Source organism: Hymenobacter sp. BRD128, from assembly GCF_013256625.1.
Lineage (GTDB): Bacteria > Bacteroidota > Bacteroidia > Cytophagales > Hymenobacteraceae > Hymenobacter.
Genome location: NZ_CP053908.1, coordinates 3,592,885 through 3,609,633, shown reverse-complemented (window position 1 = coordinate 3,609,633; position 16,749 = coordinate 3,592,885). Strand labels below are relative to the sequence as shown.

Sequence of the window (16,749 nt, the reverse complement as noted above, 5' to 3'; positions counted from 1 at the left end):
TCTCGCTCGTGGTCGCTAGGGTGCCAGCCCAGCGGTGCGAGGAAGATGCTTCGACAAGCTCAGCATGACGTTCGTATTTTTACGAGAAGCGCTTAGCGAACCGGGTGTAAAGCGAACATTACCCCGCGCCCGGCAGTTAGGGGCAGAGTTAGTCAATTACCAAACACGCTATGCTGGAGCCGCTAAGCAAGTTTTATCAAAGCCTGGATGCCGTAGGCCGCACCACGATGATAACCACGCCCATCCTGCTGCTGGCGGTGATAGTGCTGCTGGTGCTCGAACGCAAATTTCCCTACCGCAAGGGCCTGCCGTTTTTTCGCGAAGGGCTGTTTGTGGATTTGTTCTGGTACACGCTGGTGCAGAGCTACTTCCTGCAAATTCTGATTTTCGGGTTCATCATCGCGCCGCTGGCCGCGCACTTCGGCGCGCGGTTTCACTTGGTAAGCAACTGGCCGGTAGTGGCGCAGGTCGGCTTTTTCGTGATAACCCACGACTTCTACATCTACTGGTTTCACCGCTTTCAGCACAGCAGCGCGTTCTTTTGGCGCACCCACGAGGCGCACCACTCGGGCAAGCAGGTAGACTGGCTAGCCGGCTCGCGCTCGCACGTGATGGAAATTATCATCAACCAGACTATTGAGTTTGCCCCCATCATCTTGCTCGGGGCCAACCCGGTAGTGGTGCCCATTAAGGCCCTCATCGATGCAGTGTGGGGGATGTACATTCACGCCAATATCGACGTGAAATCGGGTAAGCTTCAATACGTTATCAACGGTCCGGAAATGCACCTCTGGCACCACGCCGACCACGAAGAGGTATACTACGCTAACTTCTCAACCAAATTTGCGGTCTGGGACTGGCTCTTTGGCACCGCCTTTTTGCCCCAAAACCGCAAGCCTGAGCGCTGGGGCCTGCCCTACGCTTTTCCGAAGGACTACTTTGCGCAGCACGCCTTTTCGGTAGTGCGCTTTGATGAGAAAGCCCTAGCCGAGCGCTCGGCGGCCTTTCGGGCCTACCACGGGGTGCGCTGGCGGGTACTGAGCTGGCTAGGCCAGCGCGTGCCGGCGGCTAAGGTGCTGCAAGGCTGGGAAGTGCCCGAGGAGGTGCACCAAACTGTGCCCGCCCCCCGCCCCGGCGGCAACCCCACGGCCGAAACGACCGTTGCCACCGAATCTTCTCGCCCTGCCGTAACCGCCGCGTCTTGACACTAAGCTTTAACCCTGCCTGGCTCTACCTGTTGCTCGCTTCCGTGATGGAAGTATGCTGGAACTACAGCCTCAAATACACGAGCGTGGCCAAAGTCAAGGCCATTGACTGGTCGCATTTCTTTACCTCGGCCGCGGGCGTGCTCACGCTGCTGCCGGCTATCGGCTACGTTGGGTTTGGCGTGGCCAACGTGTTCTTTTTTTCTAAAGCACTCAACGTCATTCCCGCTTCCACGGCCTTTGCCATCTGGATGGGCATGGCTTTGGTAGGCATTAAAATAGTGGATACGCTGGTGCTGAAAGAGGCTTTCCAGTGGGCGCACGTGTTCTACATCGGCTGCATTCTGGTTGGTATTATTGGCCTGAAGCGCACGGCCTAGCCGGCCAGCCGCCGCGCGGTAGCTGGGCCGTAATTTGCTGGCCTATGTGCCGCTTACCCTTGCTTCTGCTTTTGCCCCTGCTCGTCGCTTCGGCGGCCGCGGCCCAAAGCTTACCCGTTCTCAGCCAAAACCCGCCCAACCTGCGCTGGCAGGAAATCCGCAGCCCGCACTTTCGGGTGTTGTACCCCAAGGGGCTCGACACGGCGGCCCAGCGCACGGCTAGCCGCCTGGAGGCCGTGCACGGCCCCGATGGCGCCACGCTCGGAGTACAGGCCCGGCCCATTGCGGTGGTGATGCAAAACCAGACCACGGTGAGCAACGCTTTCGTGACTTTTTTGCCGCGCCACGCCGAGTTTTTTACCACTCCCGACCAGGGCCAGGGGCTGGGCACCGTGGACTGGCTCGACGGGCTGGTGGTGCACGAGTTTCGGCACGTCAATCAGTTCGATAAGGCTAGGCAGGGCTTTGGGCGGGTGGTGGTGCCGCTGCTCGGCGATGGCGGGCTGGGGGTGGCGGCCGTGGGCGTGCCGCAGTGGTTTTTTGAGGGCGACGCGGTAGGTAGCGAAACGGCCCTCACGCGCAGCGGGCGCGGGCGCATCCCGTACTTCGGCGTGGGCCTGCGGGCGAACCTGCTCGCAGACCGGCTCTATAACTACCAAAAGGCAGTAAGTGGCTCGCTGCGCGATAATGTGCCCGACTGGTACGTGCTGGGTTACTACCTAACCTCTTATGCCAAAGCCCACTACGGCCCCGACGTGTGGCGCCGGGCGCTGGATGAATACTACCGCTTTCCGTTCTACCCGTTCTCGTTTTCCAACGGCCTGCGCCACACCACCGGCCTGCGGGTGGAGGACCTGTACGCCCGCACCATGCGCGAGCTCGACTCGACCTGGCGCGCGCAGCAGGCTAGCCGGCCCGCGCTCACGCCGGTGCGCGAACTGGCCGGGCAGGCCGATACGCGGGTATTTACGCAGTACCAATACCCGCAGTACGTGAACGATAGCACGGTGCTGGCCCTGAAAAGCGGGCTCGGCGACATCGCGCAGCTGGTGCTGCTAGGTCGGCACGGGCGCGAAAAGCGGGTATTCACGCTGGGCCAGCAGAATATTCCGCAAATGCTGTCGGTGGGTGGGGGCAAGGTGGTGTGGCCCGAGTTTCGGCAGGCCCCCGCTGGGGCCAGCGCATCTACTCCGAGCTGAAGGTGCTGGATTTAAAAACCGGCCGCCTCACGCGCCTAGGGCGGCGGCAGCGCTACGCCGCCGCCGCGCTCTCGCCCAACGGCGAGCTTATCGTGGCCGTGCGCACCGACGAGGCCTACCACCACGCGCTGGTCATTATCGATGCCACGACCGGCGCGGTGGTGCGCACGCTGCCCAACCCGCACAACGATTTTTACCAGCAGCCGCGCTGGTCGCCGAGCAGCCAGGCCATCGTGGCGGTGGCGCTGAGCGCGGCCGGCAAGACTTTGCAGCTCATCGAGCCCAACAGTGGCCTGACGGTCAATATGCTGCCGGTGGCCAACGTGAACCTGGCCAACCCCCAGCTGTGGGGCGAGTACGTGCTCTACAATTCGCCGCAGTCGGGCGTCGATAACATCTACGCCGTCAATTACAGCACGCACCAGACTTACCAGGTCACGAACCGACCCTTCGGGGCCTACCACGCGGCCGTGAGCCCCGACGGGCAGCGCCTGGCCCTGCACGACTACCGCGCCACCGGCGCCCGCGTGGTCGAGCTGCCCCTCGACCCTAGCCGCTGGCTAGCCCTGCCCGCGCCCGCGCAAGCCGATGCGCCCGAGCCCTTTGCAGCGGCACTGGCGGCTGGCGAGCCGGGGGCGGCGCGCATCACGGCGCTGCTAGCCTCGCCCGATTCGAGCGGGCCGCGCTACGGGGTGCGGCGCTACCGGCCGCTGGCCCACGCCTTCCGCGTTTTCAGCTACGGCGTGGTGCAGAGCCCGAGCGGCAATGCCGTGAGTGTGGGCCTGCGCTCGCAGGATTTTTTGAGTACGACCCAGCTTTTCGCGGGCCTGAGCTATGACCAGACCGAGCGCACCCTGGCTGCCACCGGCGCGCTCAGCTACCAGGGCCGCTACCCGGTGCTCGATGTGGAGGCCACTTACGGTGGGCGCAACGCCACCCGCTACTTCGACCGCGCGCTGCCGCTCGACAGCCTACGCGGCACCCAGTGGCAGTATGCCCGGCTGCTGGCCGGGGTGCGCCTGCCGCTGGTGCTCACGCGCTCCAAGTATTTGCAGGCGCTTACGGTGAGCGCCTACTACTTGCACGAGCGTGTATATAACTACACGGCCACGCTGCGCAGCCTCTCCGAAGTCGGCCCCAACACGCCGCTGCACGCCGTGCAAACCTCGCTGGGCTACGCCAGCCAGCTCAAGCAGAGCGCCCGCGACGTGGCGCCGCGCGGCGGCGCTACGCTGCTGGCTACCTACCGCACCACGCCCTTTGGCACGGCCTTGCAGGCTAGCCAGGTGGGCGTGCAGGCGGGTGTGTATTTGCTGGGGCTAGCCAAGCACCACGCGGTGCGGCTGCGCGGCGGCTTTCAGTATCAGCAGCAGAATCAGTACAATTTTACCGCTGCCATTTCCTTTCCCCGGGCCGAGACGAGCTACGTGAGTTTCGATAGGCTAGCCGTGGGCAGCATTGACTACAGCCTGCCGCTGGCCTTCGTGCACTGGTCGCTGGGGCGGGTGCTGTATGTGCAGCGGCTGCGCGCCACCGCGTTTGGCGATTTTGCCCAGGGCAGCAGCGTGGTGGGCCTGCGGGCCACGGCGGGCGGCCCGGTGGTGCCCACTCGCTTATACCAGGATTACCAAAACTACGGGGCCGATTTCATGGCCCTGTTCAACGCCTTTCACCTGCGCACGCCCCTGGAGGCCGGCGTGCGGGTGGCCTACAGCAGCTACCAGCGGGCCTGGGTGGTGCAGCCGCTAGCCTTCAGCGTGCGCCTGTAGCGCGGCTTGCTACTTCGCCAGGCGGTCCTGGTCGGCTTTAGTGAATTGGGTGAGATACGCCGTTTCCTCGGCCACGTCGGAGCGGGCCAGGCCCGATTCCTGAATGAGCAATACACTAGCGTAAAGTAGGATAAGCGCCCCGGCTACGCTCAGGGCGGCGATAATCCAGGCCCGCGAGATATTAGTCAGCTCAAACACCCCGATGGCCAGGATGCTGCCAATAAAAATGCTCAGCGTGAGGTGCAGGCTGGTCATGGCTTTTTGCAAAAGCCTAGCCCGCCGAATGGCAAACAGCAGCTGCTGCGTGAGGTGGCCGTGCTCGGCCGGGTCGGGCGTGGAAGTGGTGGCCTGCTGCTGATTTTGGCGCAGCCGCTGGGCCACCTCGCGCTGCCGGTCGAGGCTGCGGCTCAGTCGCTGCGAAGTAGTGAGAATGAGTGAGCCGCACGCCGACACCAGAATGGCCGGCGTAAACATCGCCAACAGGATGGAGAGCGTGCCCGAAAGATTAGCCATAGGGCACAAAAGCAGGATAATCCATTACTGAACGCGCCCCGGTTGCCCGGGTTGCGGGCCGCCGGGGCGCGGGGAGCAACCCGGGCCGAATCCCTAGTTTACCGACATGCCATAGTGCGGCACGCTCAGAAAGAACTCAATCTCCCGCAGGGTTTGCTCGGGGCGGTGAGGTGGGCGCAGTGGCCGGGCGTGTCAATCACCACGAGCTGGCTATCTATCAAATTTTCATTGAGATAGGCGCCCACGGCCAGCGGCGCAATCACGTCGTGCGCGCACTGTAGTATCAGCGTCGGGGTGGTGAGCAGGGGCAGGTCGGCGCGGTGGTCGCAGAAAAATGTGACGCGGGCAAAGTGCTGCGCAATGGCCGGGTTGGTTTGCATAAAGCTGTTGGTCAGCTCCATCACCAGCTCGGGGCGCTCGCTGCCCATCATCACCGGGGCAATACCCTGCGACCAGCCGGGGTAGTTGTTTTCCATCGCGGCCAGCAGCTCGTCAATGTCTTTTTGCTCGAAGCCCCCGGCGTAGCCCGCCGCGTTGATAAAGCGCGGCGAGGGGGCCAGCAGTATCAGCTTGCCAAAGCGGGCCGGCTCCTTAATGGCCGCCAGCACCCCAATCATCGAGCTAACCGAATGACCAACGAAGACCATGTTTTGCAGGTCCAGCTCGTGCAGCACGGCCAGCAGGTCGTCGGCGTGGGCAGCCAGCGAGCCGTACTTGGCATAGTCGTAGGCGGCGGTGTCCGACTGGCCGGCGCCCACCAGGTCGAGCCGCACTACGCGGTAGCGGTCCTCAAAAGCGGGTGCCAGCAGGCGCCAGGTGCTTTGGTCGGCCCCTAGCCCGTGCAGAAAAACGATGGTAGCAGAGGCGTTGCTGACCCCCGAAATAGTAACATTGCTACGACGGCAGGCAGGCGAGGGCTGGGTACTCATTTCTGAATAAGAATGCTGGTTTAGGGTTAGAAATACGAAATGTCGGTTACGAATGGTTTGGCAAGATTACAGAATTTTCTGGGAATGATGCTAAACACAAGCGAGTTCCCCGGTGGTTTTTATAGGTTGCAGTTGCTGTGCATAGTAAGCGCGTGCATTTCACGCCGCTAACCAGTTGCGTATTAAAGTCGGCTAAGGCTAATAAAAAAAATACCCGGCTGCGTCAGCCAGGTAATGAGAGGCCGCCGCCAGCGCGGCCGGCTCGATGCTCAGACAATGGGTTTTATTTCTACCTCGCGCTCTTTGAGCGGGGCCTTGGGCTTGCCGATAATGTAGCGCATGCCCTTGTCCTGGGTGATGTAGTTCCAGGCCCAGGCAATAAACACGGCAATGCGATTGCGGAAGCTTACCAAAGCCAGCACGTGCACCAGGCTCCAGCCTAGCCAGCCCAGCCAGCCGGTAATGTGGTATTGCTTGCCAAAGAGCTGAATATCACCCACGGCGCGGTGCCGGCCAATGGTAGCCATCGTGCCCTTGTCTTCATAGGCAAAAGCTTGCAGGGGCTGCTTGTTGAGCAGGCGCTTGATATTTTCACCCAGTAGCCGGCCCTGCTGAATGGCGGGCTGCGCCACCTGCGGATGGCCTTCGGGAGCCTCTTTGGTGGTCATTTGGGCAATATCGCCAATGGCAAATACGTTGTCGTAGCCAGCCACCTGACTGAATTCATTTACCTGGTAGCGGTTCGATTTGAGCAGCGCGGCCGGGTTGAGGCCCGCCACCGGCGCGCCCGTGACGCCCGCCGCCCAAATGAGCGTGCGCGTAATGAGCTTGTCGCCGCTCTTCAGCGTCACGGTGTAGCCGTCGTAGGAGGTCACCCGATTGTCGAGCCACACCTGTACGCCTAGCTCCTGCAAGTACTTGAGGGCGTGCGCCGAAGCCTCATCCGACATACCTTTAAGCAGCACCGGCCCGCTCTGCACCAGGTGAATGTCCATCTGCTTCAAATCCAGCTCGGGATAGTCGCGCGGAAACACGTGGGCGCGCAGCTCACTCAGCGCGCCGGCCATCTCGACGCCCGTGGGGCCGCCGCCCACTATCACAAAGTCGAGCAAGCTGTTGAGCTGCTCCACGTCGCCGATTTGCAGGGCCTGCTCAAAGTTGGAAAGCAAAGTATTGCGCAGCTCGATGGCATCGGTAACGCTCTTGAGGCTGATGGAATTTTTCTCCATCTGCTTGTCGCCGAAGTAATTGGCAGTGGCGCCGGTGGCGAGCACCAGGTAGTCGTAGCGCAGCAGGCCAATGGTGGTTTCAACTACCTGCTCTACCGGGTCGATGGAGCGTACCTCGGCCATGCGGAAGTAGAAGTTTTCCTGCTCATTCAGAATTTTGCGAAACGGCGAGACCACGCTGTCGGCATTCAGGCCAGCCGTAGCTATTTGATAGAGTAAGGGTTGAAAAGCGTGATAGTTCTGCTTATCGATGAGCACTACCTGCACCGGCGCATCGGCCAGCGCCTTGGCTAGCCGGAGCCCGCCAAAGCCGCCACCTACTATCACGACGCGCGGCTTGCCGAGGTCGGCGATTTTCGTTAGTCCTTCCACTTCCATAGGGCCAAAGATGCGCAGGGACGGGCACACGGCCCGGCAGTTGCCAGCCCATACGGCCCGGCTAGCCCGCGTGTTGGCCCCCAGACCCGCAAAGTAAGCTCGACGTAACCTCGGCCGACCAAAAAAGGTATTGCCTTGACGCATACACCATCCATCTCGTCCTTTTCCCATGAAAAAAATCCTCTTAGGCCTTGCGCTAGCCCTCGGGGGCGGCCTGAGTGCCTGCTCCTCCGCCGTGAACGTGGAGCAGCAGTCCAACGTGAATTTTGCCAACTACCGCACCTTTGACTTTGCTGATACGGAAGTAAAAACCAACGGCGACCAGAACCCGCTGCTGCGCAGCCCCATTGCCCAAGACCACATCAAGCAGGCCATCGCGAGCGAAATGGCCAAGCGCGGCCTGCGCGAGGTGGACAGTAATCCCGACCTGCTCATCACAACGCACACCTACGTAGAGCAGGCCGAGCGCACGGTGTACGATACCTATCCCGGCCCCAATTATGCGTATCCCTACGCCGTGGGCTACCGGGGGGCCTTCCTACCCATCAACTACGGCTACTGGTACACGCCCTCGTACTACAGCCAGCCGCGCACCGAGCAGTACCGCGAGGGCACGCTCATCATCGACTTCATTGACCGCCGCACCAACAACCTCGTGTGGCGCGGCTCGATGGCCGACCCGGTCGATGACCCCGCCCGCCTGGGCAGCGACTTCAGCAGGTCGGCCAAGGACATTCTGGCTAAATTCCCGGTCGATAAAGAGAAGAAATCGTAGCCCGCTAGGCTCCGCCTGGGCGCGCCGCTGGCCAACAGGCTAGCGGCGTGCTTTGCGTTTCGGGTAGTTAGGCTCCTTCACGCTCCTTCTCGTAAAAAAACTCCGCCTCGCCGGCCGGCCCGCGCCGCTGCTGGGCTTCGCGGGCGCGCAGCTCCACGCGGCGGATTTTGCCGCTGATAGTCTTGGGTAGTTCTTCAACAAACTCCAGGATGCGCGGCATTTTATAGGGCGAAAGCTGGGCGCGGCTATAGGCAAAAAGCGCTCGGGCCAGCGCGGGGCTAGCCCCGGTGCCGGGCCTAAGGATAACGAAGGCCTTGATTTCATGGCCCTTAATTGGGTGGGGCGAACCCACCACGGCGGCCTCGACCACGGCCGGGTGCTCGACGAGCACACTCTCCACCTCAAACGGCCCCACGCGGTAGTCGCTCGACTTTATTACGTCGTCGTCGCGGCCCACAAACCAGAGGTAGCCGTCGGGGTCGCGGTAGGCCTTGTCGCCGGTGTAGTACAGGCCGTGGCGAAACACGCTGGCCGCCCGCTCGGGCTCGCCGAAGTAGCCGGTAAATAAGCCGTTGGGCCGGCCGGTATCGGTGCGCACCGTGATGTGACCTTCGGCCAGGTCGGGTAGGCTAGTGCCTTCGTCATCCGCGATTTCAATGTCGTACATAAACGACGGCCGGCCCATGCTGCCCAGGCGCACGGCATCGCCGGGCAGGTTGTAGACCATGCAGGTGCTTTCCGACTGCCCGTAGCCGTCGCGAATGAGCTGGCCGGTGCCGCGCTGCAAGGCCTCAATCACTTCGGGATTAAGCGGTTCGCCGGCGCTCACGCACTCGCGAAAGCTGAAGTCGTGGGCCGCCAGGTCTTCGAGTACCAGCAGCCGCAGCACCGTGGGCGGCGCGCAAAATGTCGTGACCCGTTCTCGAGCCAGGGCCGCCAGCAGTGGTTCGGCCGCAAAGCGGCCGCTGCCCTGGTAGGCTACCAGCGTCGCGCCCACGCTGAGGGGCGCAAAAAAGCTGCTCCAGGCAAATTTGGCCCAGCCGGCCTGCGCGATGTTGCAGTGCCGGTCGGCGGGGCGCAGCCCAATCCAGGCCGCGGTGCTGAGGTGGCCCACGGGGTATGAAAAGTGCGTGTGCGTCACCACCTTAGGCAGGCCCGTGGTGCCCGAAGTGAAAAACAAAAACAGCGGGTCGTCGGCGCGGGTGGTGGTGGCTTCGGCGTCGGTGGGCAGCTCGGCTAGCCCCTCAAAACCGACCCAGCCGGGGCGCTGGGCGCTGGGGCCACCCACCAGCATCTTGAGCCGGATGGGCTGGCCCAGGGCCTGCTCGGCGGCGTCAATTTTGGCGGCGTTTTCCAGGTCGGCAATCACCACGGCGGGCAGCAGCCGGCCGAAGCGGTACTCCAGGTCCTTCACCGTGAGAATACTAGCCGCCGGAATCAGTAGTTGCCCGCCCTTGATGCCGGCTACGTAGGTGGCCCACAGCTCGGCGCACACCGGCACCATGAGTAGCACGGCCTGCTGGGGCAGCACCTCGGCGGCGCACCATTACCTATGCCGAGCTGGTTGGCCTGGCCCGCCAGCTCGGCATAGGTAATGGTGCGCCGGCCCGCATCACCGGCCAGCACCAGGGCGGGCTTGTCGGGATGGGTGGCCACGTGCAGGCCTTCCAGAATTTCAGTGGTCCAGTTAAAGTATTCGGGCTTGGGCACCGGCCGGGCGGCTAGCTCATGGTAAGTGCCGGCCTCGGCAATACGCTGAAATTCTTGAAAGTAGCGTTGCATACGGTGGAGTAGCGAAGAGCGGGAGCGCGCAAGGTAGCCACCGGCCGGCGCGGGGAGGCTAGGAACGATTTGCGGCCGGCCGTAAGTTTACGGAGCAACCAGCCGCCCGTTAGCGCCTCCCCATGAAGACTTTGCCATTGGCCGCGCTAGTACTGAGCGGCTTTTCGCTGGGCGCCGCGCCCCCGCCGCCGCCCGCCAAGGCCACCGAAACCGTGACCGTCGTCGTGTCGGCGCTGGCCTCGACGCAGTCGGTGGTGAAGCTGAACTTTTACAACGCCGCCGACAAATTCCTGCAAAAAGACCAGCAGGCATTTCGGGTAGTGGTGAAGCCGGAAGGCAAAACCGAAATATCGGTGCCCGTGGAGCTGACGCCCGGCGAGTGGGCCGTGGCCCTGACCCAGGATACCAACAATAACGACAAGCTCGACAAGAATTTTCTGGGTATCCCAACCGAGCCCTACGCGTTCTCCAACAACGTGCGCCCCCGCTTCGCCGCCCCCAAGTTTGAAGAGTGCAAGTTTATGGTGAGTGGCCCCGGCAAAGTAGTAACTATAACTAGTTGGAATTAAAGCACTAGCTAGCCCGAAACGGATGGCCGCCCTGCGCCAGCCGCTCGGCTAGCTCCACGGCGTAGCGGGCGCGGGTATCGGGGCGTTTGGCATCGGCCACCTTGCGCGCCATCGCCCGGCGCATGGCCCCGGTGTGGGCCTGAAAAGCCACTTCGGCCTCGGGCCAGGCGGCCAGGGCCTCGGCTAGCTCGTCGGGCAGGGCCACGTAGTCGGGGTTGGGGTCGGGTGCCAGGCTTATTTCCAACGCCTGGCCGATGGCCAAGCCTAGCCGCTGGCACAGGGTTTTGCGCAGCATGAGGTAGCGCCCGCCACCTTCCTGCGGCAGCAGGCCCAACCGCTCGGGGTGGCCGTTGAGCGTGGCAATAACGCGCTTCGTGGCCTTGCCGCCTACCGCCTGCCAGGCGTGGCCGGGTACCTGCACAATCTGGGTAGGCATGAAGCTGGGCCCCCAGCTTCGAGTATGGCGCGGAAAGTAACGTTCATAATAACAGTAGATTAGCCTGGTGAAGCGAGCAGCTAGCCCGCCCGCACCTGCCCGGTGCCGCGCACCAGCCACTTGTAGCTCGTCAGCTCCTCCAGGCCCATCGGGCCGCGCGCGTGCAGCTTCTGGGTGCTGATGCCGATTTCGGCCCCGAGCCCAAACTGCGCGCCGTCGGTGAAGGCCGTAGACGCATTGGCGTACACGGCGGCCGCGTCAACCACTTGCAAAAAGGTGTCGATGTGCGCCGCATCTTCCGAAATAATGGCCTCACTGTGGCGCGAGCCGTGCGCAGCAATGTGGTCGAGGGCCGCGCCGAGGCTGGCCACCGTTTTAATGGCCAGCTTATAATCCAAAAACTCAGTGCCAAAGTGCGCCTCGCTCGCCTCGGCCAGCAGCGCGGCCGGGTAGTGGCCGGCTAAGGCCGCATGGGCCGGCGCGTCGGCAAAAAGCTGCACCCGTGCCGAGGCGAGCGGCGCCACTAAAGCTGGTAAATCAGCCCGGCGCTTAGTATTGATTAACAGGCAGTCGAGCGCATTGCATACGCTCACGCGGCGCGTTTTAGCATTGGCGATGATGGCCGCGCCCTTAACCAGGTCGCCGGTTTCGTCAAAATACGTGTGCACCACGCCAGCCCCGGTTTCGATAACAGGCACGCGCGCATTCTGGCGCACATAGTCAATCAGTCCCTGGCTGCCCCTGGGAATAACCACATCTACCAGGCCCACCGCTTGCAGCAGCGCCTCGGTGGCGGCGCGCTCGGGTGGTAGCAGCGTGGCGGCGCCCAGCGGCAGGCCGTGGCGCAGCAGCACTGGCCCGGCCACCTCGATAAGCGCGGCATTGGAGGCGGCGGCATCGGAGCCGCCTTTCAGCAGGCAGGCGTTGCCGGTTTTCAGGCACAGCGCCAGGCTGTCAAACGTCACGTTGGGCCGCGCCTCGTAGATGATGCCCACCACCCCTAGCGGCACGCGTATTTTCTTTAGCTGCAAGCCATTAGGCAATTCTTTCTTGCTGATGACGGTGCCGAGCGGCGAAGGCAGCGCGGCCACGTTGCGCAGGTCCTGGGCCATGCTAGCCAGGCGCTCGGGCGTGAGGCGCAGGCGGTCGTGGCGCGGGTCGGCGGCGGGCATACGGGCCAGGTCCCGGGTATTTTCGGCCAGCACGAAGTCGGTGTGGGCGAGTAAGGCATCGGCCAGGTCGCGCAACGCGGCATCGGTAGTGGCGGGCGGCACCGTAGCCAGTGCACGGCTAGCCTGCTGGGCCGCGCGAAAGAAGTCGGAGTAGGCAGTCATAAAAACAGGCGCTGGCGCTGCTAGGCAATTGCTTAGCTTTCAGTAGTTAAAAACAGATAATCGTAGTGCACCAGCGGGCGCTGGCCGTGCTGGCCCAGGCGCTCGCGGGCCTTGTCGGCGCCGTACTCGGCCAGGCCCAGGCCCAGCGGGTGGCCGGCTTCATCGACGAGCCGGATGAGGTCACCTTTCTGAAAATCGCCGTCGATGCGCGTCGCGCCCACCGGCAGCAGGCTGGTGGCCTTGGCGGGGGCTAGCAGGGCGGCGCGGGCGCCGGCGTTTACGTGCACGGTGGCCTGGGCGGCCTGGGCGTGGGCCAGCCACTTCTTGGTGCCCGAGGCCTTTTTGCTGGGTTGAAACCAAGTGTTGACAGCGCTTTCATTCAAGATATTAGGCAGAATGTCCGGCGTTTTGCCATTGGCGATGTGCACGCTGATGCCCAGCCCGGCCACCTTGTGGGCAATGGAGCACTTGGTGAGCATGCCGCCGCGCCCAAACTGCGAGCGCGTGGCCTGCACGAACTCGGCAAAGCTGGTGTCGTGCGGCGCGATGCGGCGGATAACCTGCGCGCCCGGCCGGCCAGGGTCGCCGTCGAAAATACCATCCACGTTGCTCAGAATGAGGAGCGCGTCGGCATTGAGCATGCTCGCCACCAGGCCGGCCAGCTCGTCGTTGTCGGTAAACATCAGCTCGGTTACCGAAATCACATCGTTCTCATTGACAATGGGAATGACGTTCTGCTGGAGCAATTCCTGAAAGCAGTTGCGCATGTTGAGGTAGTGCTGGCGGTCGCGGAAATCCTCCTTGGTTACCAGCACCTGGGCGCCCAGCAGGCCGTGCGGGGCCAGCAGCGCGGCGTAGAGGCTCAGCAGCTTTACCTGACCCACGGCGGCCAGCAGCTGGCGGCTGCGCACGGCATCGGCCTTGGGCGGCAGCGTGATGAGGCTGCGCCCCGCCGCCACCGCCCCCGACGATACCAGAATGATTTCGCAGCCCTGGCTTTTGAGGCCCACTACCTGGGCCACCAGCTGGGCCATGCGGTCCTCGTCGGGCAGGCCGTTGGGCTGGGCGAGCACGTTGGAACCGATTTTGACGACGAGGCGGCGGTAGGGCAGGGGCATGGCGGCAACGGGGGAGAAGACCAAAACTACCGCCGGCGGGCAACTTGGCGCGGCAGCGCACAAGCTGGCCGCCGGCCCGGCACTACGCAAGCCGGGTCGGGGCTAGCGACTGATTTTGCCCGCCGGGCTAGACCTTCCGGGGTTCCGCTTGTTGCTACGGTTCTCACACGGGGCCGCCTGGCCCCTTTCTGGTTATCATGAAAGCGTATAAACTGCACGAACCCAAAAGCCTCGCCAACTTCAAGCTGGGCGATTTTGACGAGCCCACCGCCCGCGACTACGAGGTGAAAATTCAAGTTAAAGCCGTATCGCTCAACTACCGCGACTGGGCGTTGGCCAACGGCTGGTTTGGCTACCCCGGCGAGAAGTTACCCATGATTCCGTTCAGCGACGCGGCCGGCGTGGTGACGGCGGTGGGTGCGGGCGTTACCCGGTTTCAGGTCGGCGACCGCGTGGCCGTCAACTTCTTTCCCGATTGGGCCGACGGCGCCTTCACGGCTGTCAAGGTGCACCGCTCGCTGGGCGGCAGCACCGATGGCGTGCTGGCCGAGTACGTGGCCTTCCCCGAAAGCGCGGTGGTGAAAGTGCCCGACTCGTTCTCGTTTGAGGAAGCCGCGGCCTTTCCCTGCGCGGGCGTCACGGCTTGGCACTCGCTGGTCGAGCAGGCCCGGCTGCGGCCCGGCGACACGGTGCTGCTGCAAGGCACGGGCGGCGTCTCCATCTTCGGCCTCCAAATCGCCAAGCTCTTTGGTGCCCAAGTGATTATCACCTCCAGCTCGGATGAGAAGCTAGCCCAGGCAAAAGCCCTCGGGGCCGACCACGGCATCAACTACAAAACCACGCCCAACTGGGAAGACAAAGTGCGCGAGCTAACCCAGGGCGAAGGCGCCACCTACGTGCTCGAAGTGGCCGGCCAGATGGCCCGCTCGCTGCGCGCCCTCAAGCCGGGCGGCACGGTGTTTCAGATTGGCCAGGTGTCGCCTAGCGACGAGGCGCCCAACCTGCGCATGGTGCCGCTGCTCACGCAGCGCCTGCAAGGCATCTACGTAGGCAGCACCCAGATGCTGGCCGACCTCCTTAAAGCCTTCGATAGCAACCAAGTAAAGCCCGTTATCAGCGAGGTGTTTGCGTTTGATAAAGTGCCCGATGCACTGGCCCACATGGGCAGCGGCGCGCACTTCGGCAAGATTGTGGTACGCGTGGGCTAGCCAACGGGGGAGGCAGCTGGCTAGCCCAATTGCAGGCTAGCCAGCTGTTTATTGATAAAATCGACCTCCTCGAAGCTCAGCTGCACGTCCATCGCGCGGGCGTTTTGCACGGCCTGTTCGGGGTTGCGGGCGCCCACCAGCACCACCGTGATGCCGGGCTGCGCCAGCGTCCAGCGCAGCACGAGCTGGCCCAGGGTGGCGTTTTTGGTTTCGGCCAGGGGCCGAATTTTGTTCAGAAACTCATTGACCTTCGTCACTGCCTCGGGCTTGAAGAGGCGGTTGGTGCTGCGCAGGTCGCTGGCGTCGAAATGCTGGCCGGGCTTCATTTTGCCGGTCAGCAGACCTAGCTGCAAGGGGCTGTAGACCAAGATGGCTTGGTTGTGCTGCTGCGCGTAGGGCACCACGTCTTTCTCAATGTCGCGGCGCAACATGCTGTACGGCACCTGGTTGCTGGCTAGGGTCAGCGTCTTCTCAGCTTCCTCCAGCTGGGCCACCGAGTAGTTGCTCACGCCGGCGGCCCGCACCTTGCCTTGCTCGATGAGGCGCTGCACGGCCTCCATCGTTTCGGCAATGGGTGTAGTCACGTCGGGCCAGTGCTGCTGGTAAAGGTCGATGTAGTCGGTGCCCAGGCGCTTGAGGCTTTCCTCGCATTCCTTGATGATGCTGTCGCGGCTGGCGTACTTATACACATCGAGGTCGCGGCCTTGGTTGTCCTTGGTTTTCATGGCGAAGTCGCCCTTGGGCTGGTCCCAGCGCATGCCGAACTTGGTCAAAATCTGCACCTTGTCGCGCGGCAGGCTCTTGATGGCCTCGCCCACAATCTGCTCGCTCAGGCCCATGCCGTAGACCGGGGCCGTGTCAATGCTGGTCACCCCGAGGTCATGGGCGGCGTGAATGGCGCCCACGGCGTCATTTTGCTCGGTGCCGCCCCACATCCAGCCGCCGGCCGCCCAGCTGCCAAAAGTGATGCGCGAAACGCGGACGTCGGACGAGCCTAATTTCTGATAGTCCATAAGTTAAGAAAAGCGAATGCTTGAAAAGTCGTTTGTGCTAACCCCGCCGGCCCGCCGAAGGTTACGGCCCGGCTAGCCCCGCCGGGCCGAACGCGGGCCGCCCACCGGGGGTAAGCAGCTGAGCAACTAAACATTTAGTGGCCCTGGCCGCTTCGTGCTGTTCCGATTATTACCTAGCCCGCTAGTCCTATGAAAGTTGAAATCTGGTCCGACGTGGTATGCCCGTTCTGCTACGTCGGCAAGCGCAAGTTTGAGAACGCCCTGGGCGAGTTTGCCCACCGCGACGACGTGCAGATTGAGTGGAAAAGCTTCCAGCTCACGCCCGACTTCGTGCCCGTGCCCGGCGAGAGCATCCACGCCTCGCTAGCCAAGAAAAAAGGCGTATCCGAAGCTGAAGGCCGCCGCATGGGCGACCAGATGACGCAGATTGCCAAAGAAGTAGGCCTGGCCTACGACTTCGACAAAACCATTCCGGCCAATACCTTTCTGGCCCACCAGCTCATCCACTTTGCGGCCCACCACGGCCAGCAGGGCGAGATGAAAGAGCGCCTCTTCGCGGCCTACTACCTCGAAGGCCAGGACCTGAACTCGCTCGATACCCTGGCTAGCCTGGCCGCCGAAATCAGCCTCGATGCCGACGCGGCCCGCCAGGCCCTGCTGGCTGGCACCTACGCCAACGAGGTGCGCCGCGACGAGTACGAGGCCCAGCAAATCGGCGTGCGCGGCGTGCCCTTCTTCGTCTTCGACGATAAATACGCCGTGTCGGGCGCCCAGCCCAGCGAAGTATTTGCCGAAGTGCTCGGTACCGTGTGGGCCGAGGCCCACCCCAAAGCCCAGCCCACCGTGCTGGCCGACGGCCCCGCCTGCGGCCCCGAGGGCTGCGACTAAGTAACCGATTTTCAGGCAGATTGC

17 protein-coding genes are annotated in these 16,749 nt (G+C 63.1%); 8 read left to right on the top strand and 9 right to left on the bottom strand.

Annotated features, from left to right (window positions below; all coding sequences use genetic code 11):
- The first annotated feature begins 170 nt into the window (after positions 1–170).
- The 4 genes from GKZ68_RS15955 to GKZ68_RS15940 all read left to right on the top strand — a co-directional run bounded on the left by GKZ68_RS15955 (position 171) and on the right by GKZ68_RS15940 (position 4,553).
- Entirely contained in the window at positions 171–1,205 is a 1,035-nt protein-coding gene (locus GKZ68_RS15955) for a sterol desaturase family protein (protein ID WP_173116504.1), read from the top strand.
- The gene (locus GKZ68_RS15950; RefSeq protein ID WP_173116502.1) at positions 1,202–1,585 is read left to right on the top strand and encodes a multidrug efflux SMR transporter; all 384 of its coding nucleotides are present in this window, start codon (positions 1,202–1,204) and stop codon (positions 1,583–1,585) included. Before GKZ68_RS15955 ends, GKZ68_RS15950 begins: the two co-directional genes overlap by 4 nt.
- Positions 1,586–1,656: 71 nt before the next feature.
- A complete protein-coding gene (locus GKZ68_RS15945) occupies positions 1,657–2,784 on the top strand; it encodes a hypothetical protein (protein ID WP_173116500.1) in 1,128 nt (375 codons plus the stop codon).
- Positions 2,730–4,553, top strand: a complete 1,824-nt coding sequence (locus GKZ68_RS15940; protein WP_173116498.1) for a hypothetical protein — start codon at positions 2,730–2,732, stop codon at positions 4,551–4,553. Before GKZ68_RS15945 ends, GKZ68_RS15940 begins: the two co-directional genes overlap by 55 nt.
- Positions 4,554–4,562: 9 nt before the next feature.
- Here the strand turns inward: GKZ68_RS15940 and GKZ68_RS15935 are convergent, their stop codons facing one another.
- The 3 genes from GKZ68_RS15935 to GKZ68_RS15925 form a co-directional block, all read right to left on the bottom strand.
- Positions 4,563–5,066: a DUF2721 domain-containing protein gene (locus tag GKZ68_RS15935; protein WP_173116496.1), complete on the bottom strand. Its 504-nt coding sequence runs from the start codon at positions 5,064–5,066 to the stop codon at positions 4,563–4,565.
- A gap of 125 nt (positions 5,067–5,191) precedes the next feature.
- The gene (locus GKZ68_RS15930) at positions 5,192–5,995 is read right to left on the bottom strand and encodes an alpha/beta fold hydrolase (protein WP_173116494.1); all 804 of its coding nucleotides are present in this window, start codon (positions 5,993–5,995) and stop codon (positions 5,192–5,194) included.
- Between the two features lie 269 nt (positions 5,996–6,264).
- Entirely contained in the window at positions 6,265–7,602 is a 1,338-nt protein-coding gene (locus GKZ68_RS15925) for an NAD(P)/FAD-dependent oxidoreductase (protein ID WP_173116492.1), read from the bottom strand.
- 169 nt (positions 7,603–7,771) lie between these two features.
- Here GKZ68_RS15925 and GKZ68_RS15920 point away from each other — a divergent pair, with 169 nt between their 5' ends.
- Positions 7,772–8,377: a DUF4136 domain-containing protein gene (locus GKZ68_RS15920; RefSeq protein WP_173116490.1), complete on the top strand. Its 606-nt coding sequence runs from the start codon at positions 7,772–7,774 to the stop codon at positions 8,375–8,377.
- A 67-nt stretch (positions 8,378–8,444) separates the two neighbouring features.
- On the opposite strand, the gene GKZ68_RS15915 is transcribed toward GKZ68_RS15920, so the two are convergent.
- Entirely contained in the window at positions 8,445–9,881 is a 1,437-nt protein-coding gene (locus GKZ68_RS15915) for an acyl-CoA synthetase (RefSeq protein WP_173116488.1), read from the bottom strand.
- The gene (locus tag GKZ68_RS15910) at positions 9,842–10,159 is read right to left on the bottom strand and encodes a hypothetical protein (protein ID WP_173116486.1); all 318 of its coding nucleotides are present in this window, start codon (positions 10,157–10,159) and stop codon (positions 9,842–9,844) included. The genes GKZ68_RS15915 and GKZ68_RS15910 overlap by 40 nt, the downstream gene beginning before the upstream one ends.
- Before the next feature lie 122 nt (positions 10,160–10,281).
- Between GKZ68_RS15910 and GKZ68_RS15905 the strand changes: the two genes are divergently transcribed.
- The gene (locus GKZ68_RS15905; protein ID WP_173116484.1) at positions 10,282–10,728 is read left to right on the top strand and encodes a DUF2141 domain-containing protein; all 447 of its coding nucleotides are present in this window, start codon (positions 10,282–10,284) and stop codon (positions 10,726–10,728) included.
- 4 nt (positions 10,729–10,732) lie between these two features.
- On the opposite strand, the gene GKZ68_RS15900 is transcribed toward GKZ68_RS15905, so the two are convergent.
- The 3 genes from GKZ68_RS15900 to proB form a co-directional block, all read right to left on the bottom strand.
- A complete protein-coding gene (locus GKZ68_RS15900) occupies positions 10,733–11,164 on the bottom strand; it encodes a YdeI/OmpD-associated family protein (RefSeq protein WP_173116483.1) in 432 nt (143 codons plus the stop codon).
- 80 nt (positions 11,165–11,244) lie between these two features.
- On the bottom strand, positions 11,245–12,498 hold the full coding sequence (locus GKZ68_RS15895) for a glutamate-5-semialdehyde dehydrogenase (RefSeq protein ID WP_173116481.1): 1,254 nt from the start codon (positions 12,496–12,498) through the stop codon (positions 11,245–11,247).
- Positions 12,499–12,530: 32 nt separating this feature from the next.
- Positions 12,531–13,616: a glutamate 5-kinase gene (gene proB, locus GKZ68_RS15890; RefSeq protein WP_173116479.1), complete on the bottom strand. Its 1,086-nt coding sequence runs from the start codon at positions 13,614–13,616 to the stop codon at positions 12,531–12,533.
- Between the two features lie 197 nt (positions 13,617–13,813).
- Here proB and GKZ68_RS15885 point away from each other — a divergent pair, with 197 nt between their 5' ends.
- Entirely contained in the window at positions 13,814–14,824 is a 1,011-nt protein-coding gene (locus GKZ68_RS15885) for an NAD(P)-dependent alcohol dehydrogenase (protein ID WP_173116477.1), read from the top strand.
- Positions 14,825–14,844: 20 nt separating this feature from the next.
- Here GKZ68_RS15885 and GKZ68_RS15880 read toward each other — a convergent pair whose 3' ends face one another.
- The gene (locus tag GKZ68_RS15880; RefSeq protein WP_173116475.1) at positions 14,845–15,837 is read right to left on the bottom strand and encodes an aldo/keto reductase; all 993 of its coding nucleotides are present in this window, start codon (positions 15,835–15,837) and stop codon (positions 14,845–14,847) included.
- Positions 15,838–16,026: 189 nt separating this feature from the next.
- On the opposite strand from GKZ68_RS15880, the gene GKZ68_RS15875 reads away from it, so the two are divergent.
- Positions 16,027–16,725 carry a DsbA family oxidoreductase gene (locus tag GKZ68_RS15875; RefSeq protein ID WP_173116473.1) on the top strand — a complete coding sequence of 233 codons (699 nt, stop codon included), beginning with the start codon at positions 16,027–16,029 and terminating at the stop codon, positions 16,723–16,725.
- Positions 16,726–16,749 lie beyond the last annotated feature (24 nt).

Coding starts and splice junctions, on each gene's coding strand:
- GKZ68_RS15955 (WP_173116504.1), top strand. CDS start 171: ATGCTGGAGCCGCTAAGCAAGTTTTATCAAAGCCTGGATGCCGTAGGC.
- GKZ68_RS15935 (WP_173116496.1), bottom strand. CDS start 5,066: ATGGCTAATCTTTCGGGCACGCTCTCCATCCTGTTGGCGATGTTTACG.
- GKZ68_RS15930 (WP_173116494.1), bottom strand. CDS start 5,995: ATGAGTACCCAGCCCTCGCCTGCCTGCCGTCGTAGCAATGTTACTATT.
- GKZ68_RS15925 (WP_173116492.1), bottom strand. CDS start 7,602: ATGGAAGTGGAAGGACTAACGAAAATCGCCGACCTCGGCAAGCCGCGC.
- GKZ68_RS15920 (WP_173116490.1), top strand. CDS start 7,772: ATGAAAAAAATCCTCTTAGGCCTTGCGCTAGCCCTCGGGGGCGGCCTG.
- GKZ68_RS15915 (WP_173116488.1), bottom strand. CDS start 9,881: ATGGTGCCGGTGTGCGCCGAGCTGTGGGCCACCTACGTAGCCGGCATC.
- GKZ68_RS15910 (WP_173116486.1), bottom strand. CDS start 10,159: ATGCAACGCTACTTTCAAGAATTTCAGCGTATTGCCGAGGCCGGCACT.
- GKZ68_RS15905 (WP_173116484.1), top strand. CDS start 10,282: ATGAAGACTTTGCCATTGGCCGCGCTAGTACTGAGCGGCTTTTCGCTG.
- GKZ68_RS15900 (WP_173116483.1), bottom strand. CDS start 11,164: ATGCCTACCCAGATTGTGCAGGTACCCGGCCACGCCTGGCAGGCGGTA.
- GKZ68_RS15895 (WP_173116481.1), bottom strand. CDS start 12,498: ATGACTGCCTACTCCGACTTCTTTCGCGCGGCCCAGCAGGCTAGCCGT.
- proB (WP_173116479.1), bottom strand. CDS start 13,616: ATGCCCCTGCCCTACCGCCGCCTCGTCGTCAAAATCGGTTCCAACGTG.
- GKZ68_RS15885 (WP_173116477.1), top strand. CDS start 13,814: ATGAAAGCGTATAAACTGCACGAACCCAAAAGCCTCGCCAACTTCAAG.
- GKZ68_RS15880 (WP_173116475.1), bottom strand. CDS start 15,837: ATGGACTATCAGAAATTAGGCTCGTCCGACGTCCGCGTTTCGCGCATC.
- GKZ68_RS15875 (WP_173116473.1), top strand. CDS start 16,027: ATGAAAGTTGAAATCTGGTCCGACGTGGTATGCCCGTTCTGCTACGTC.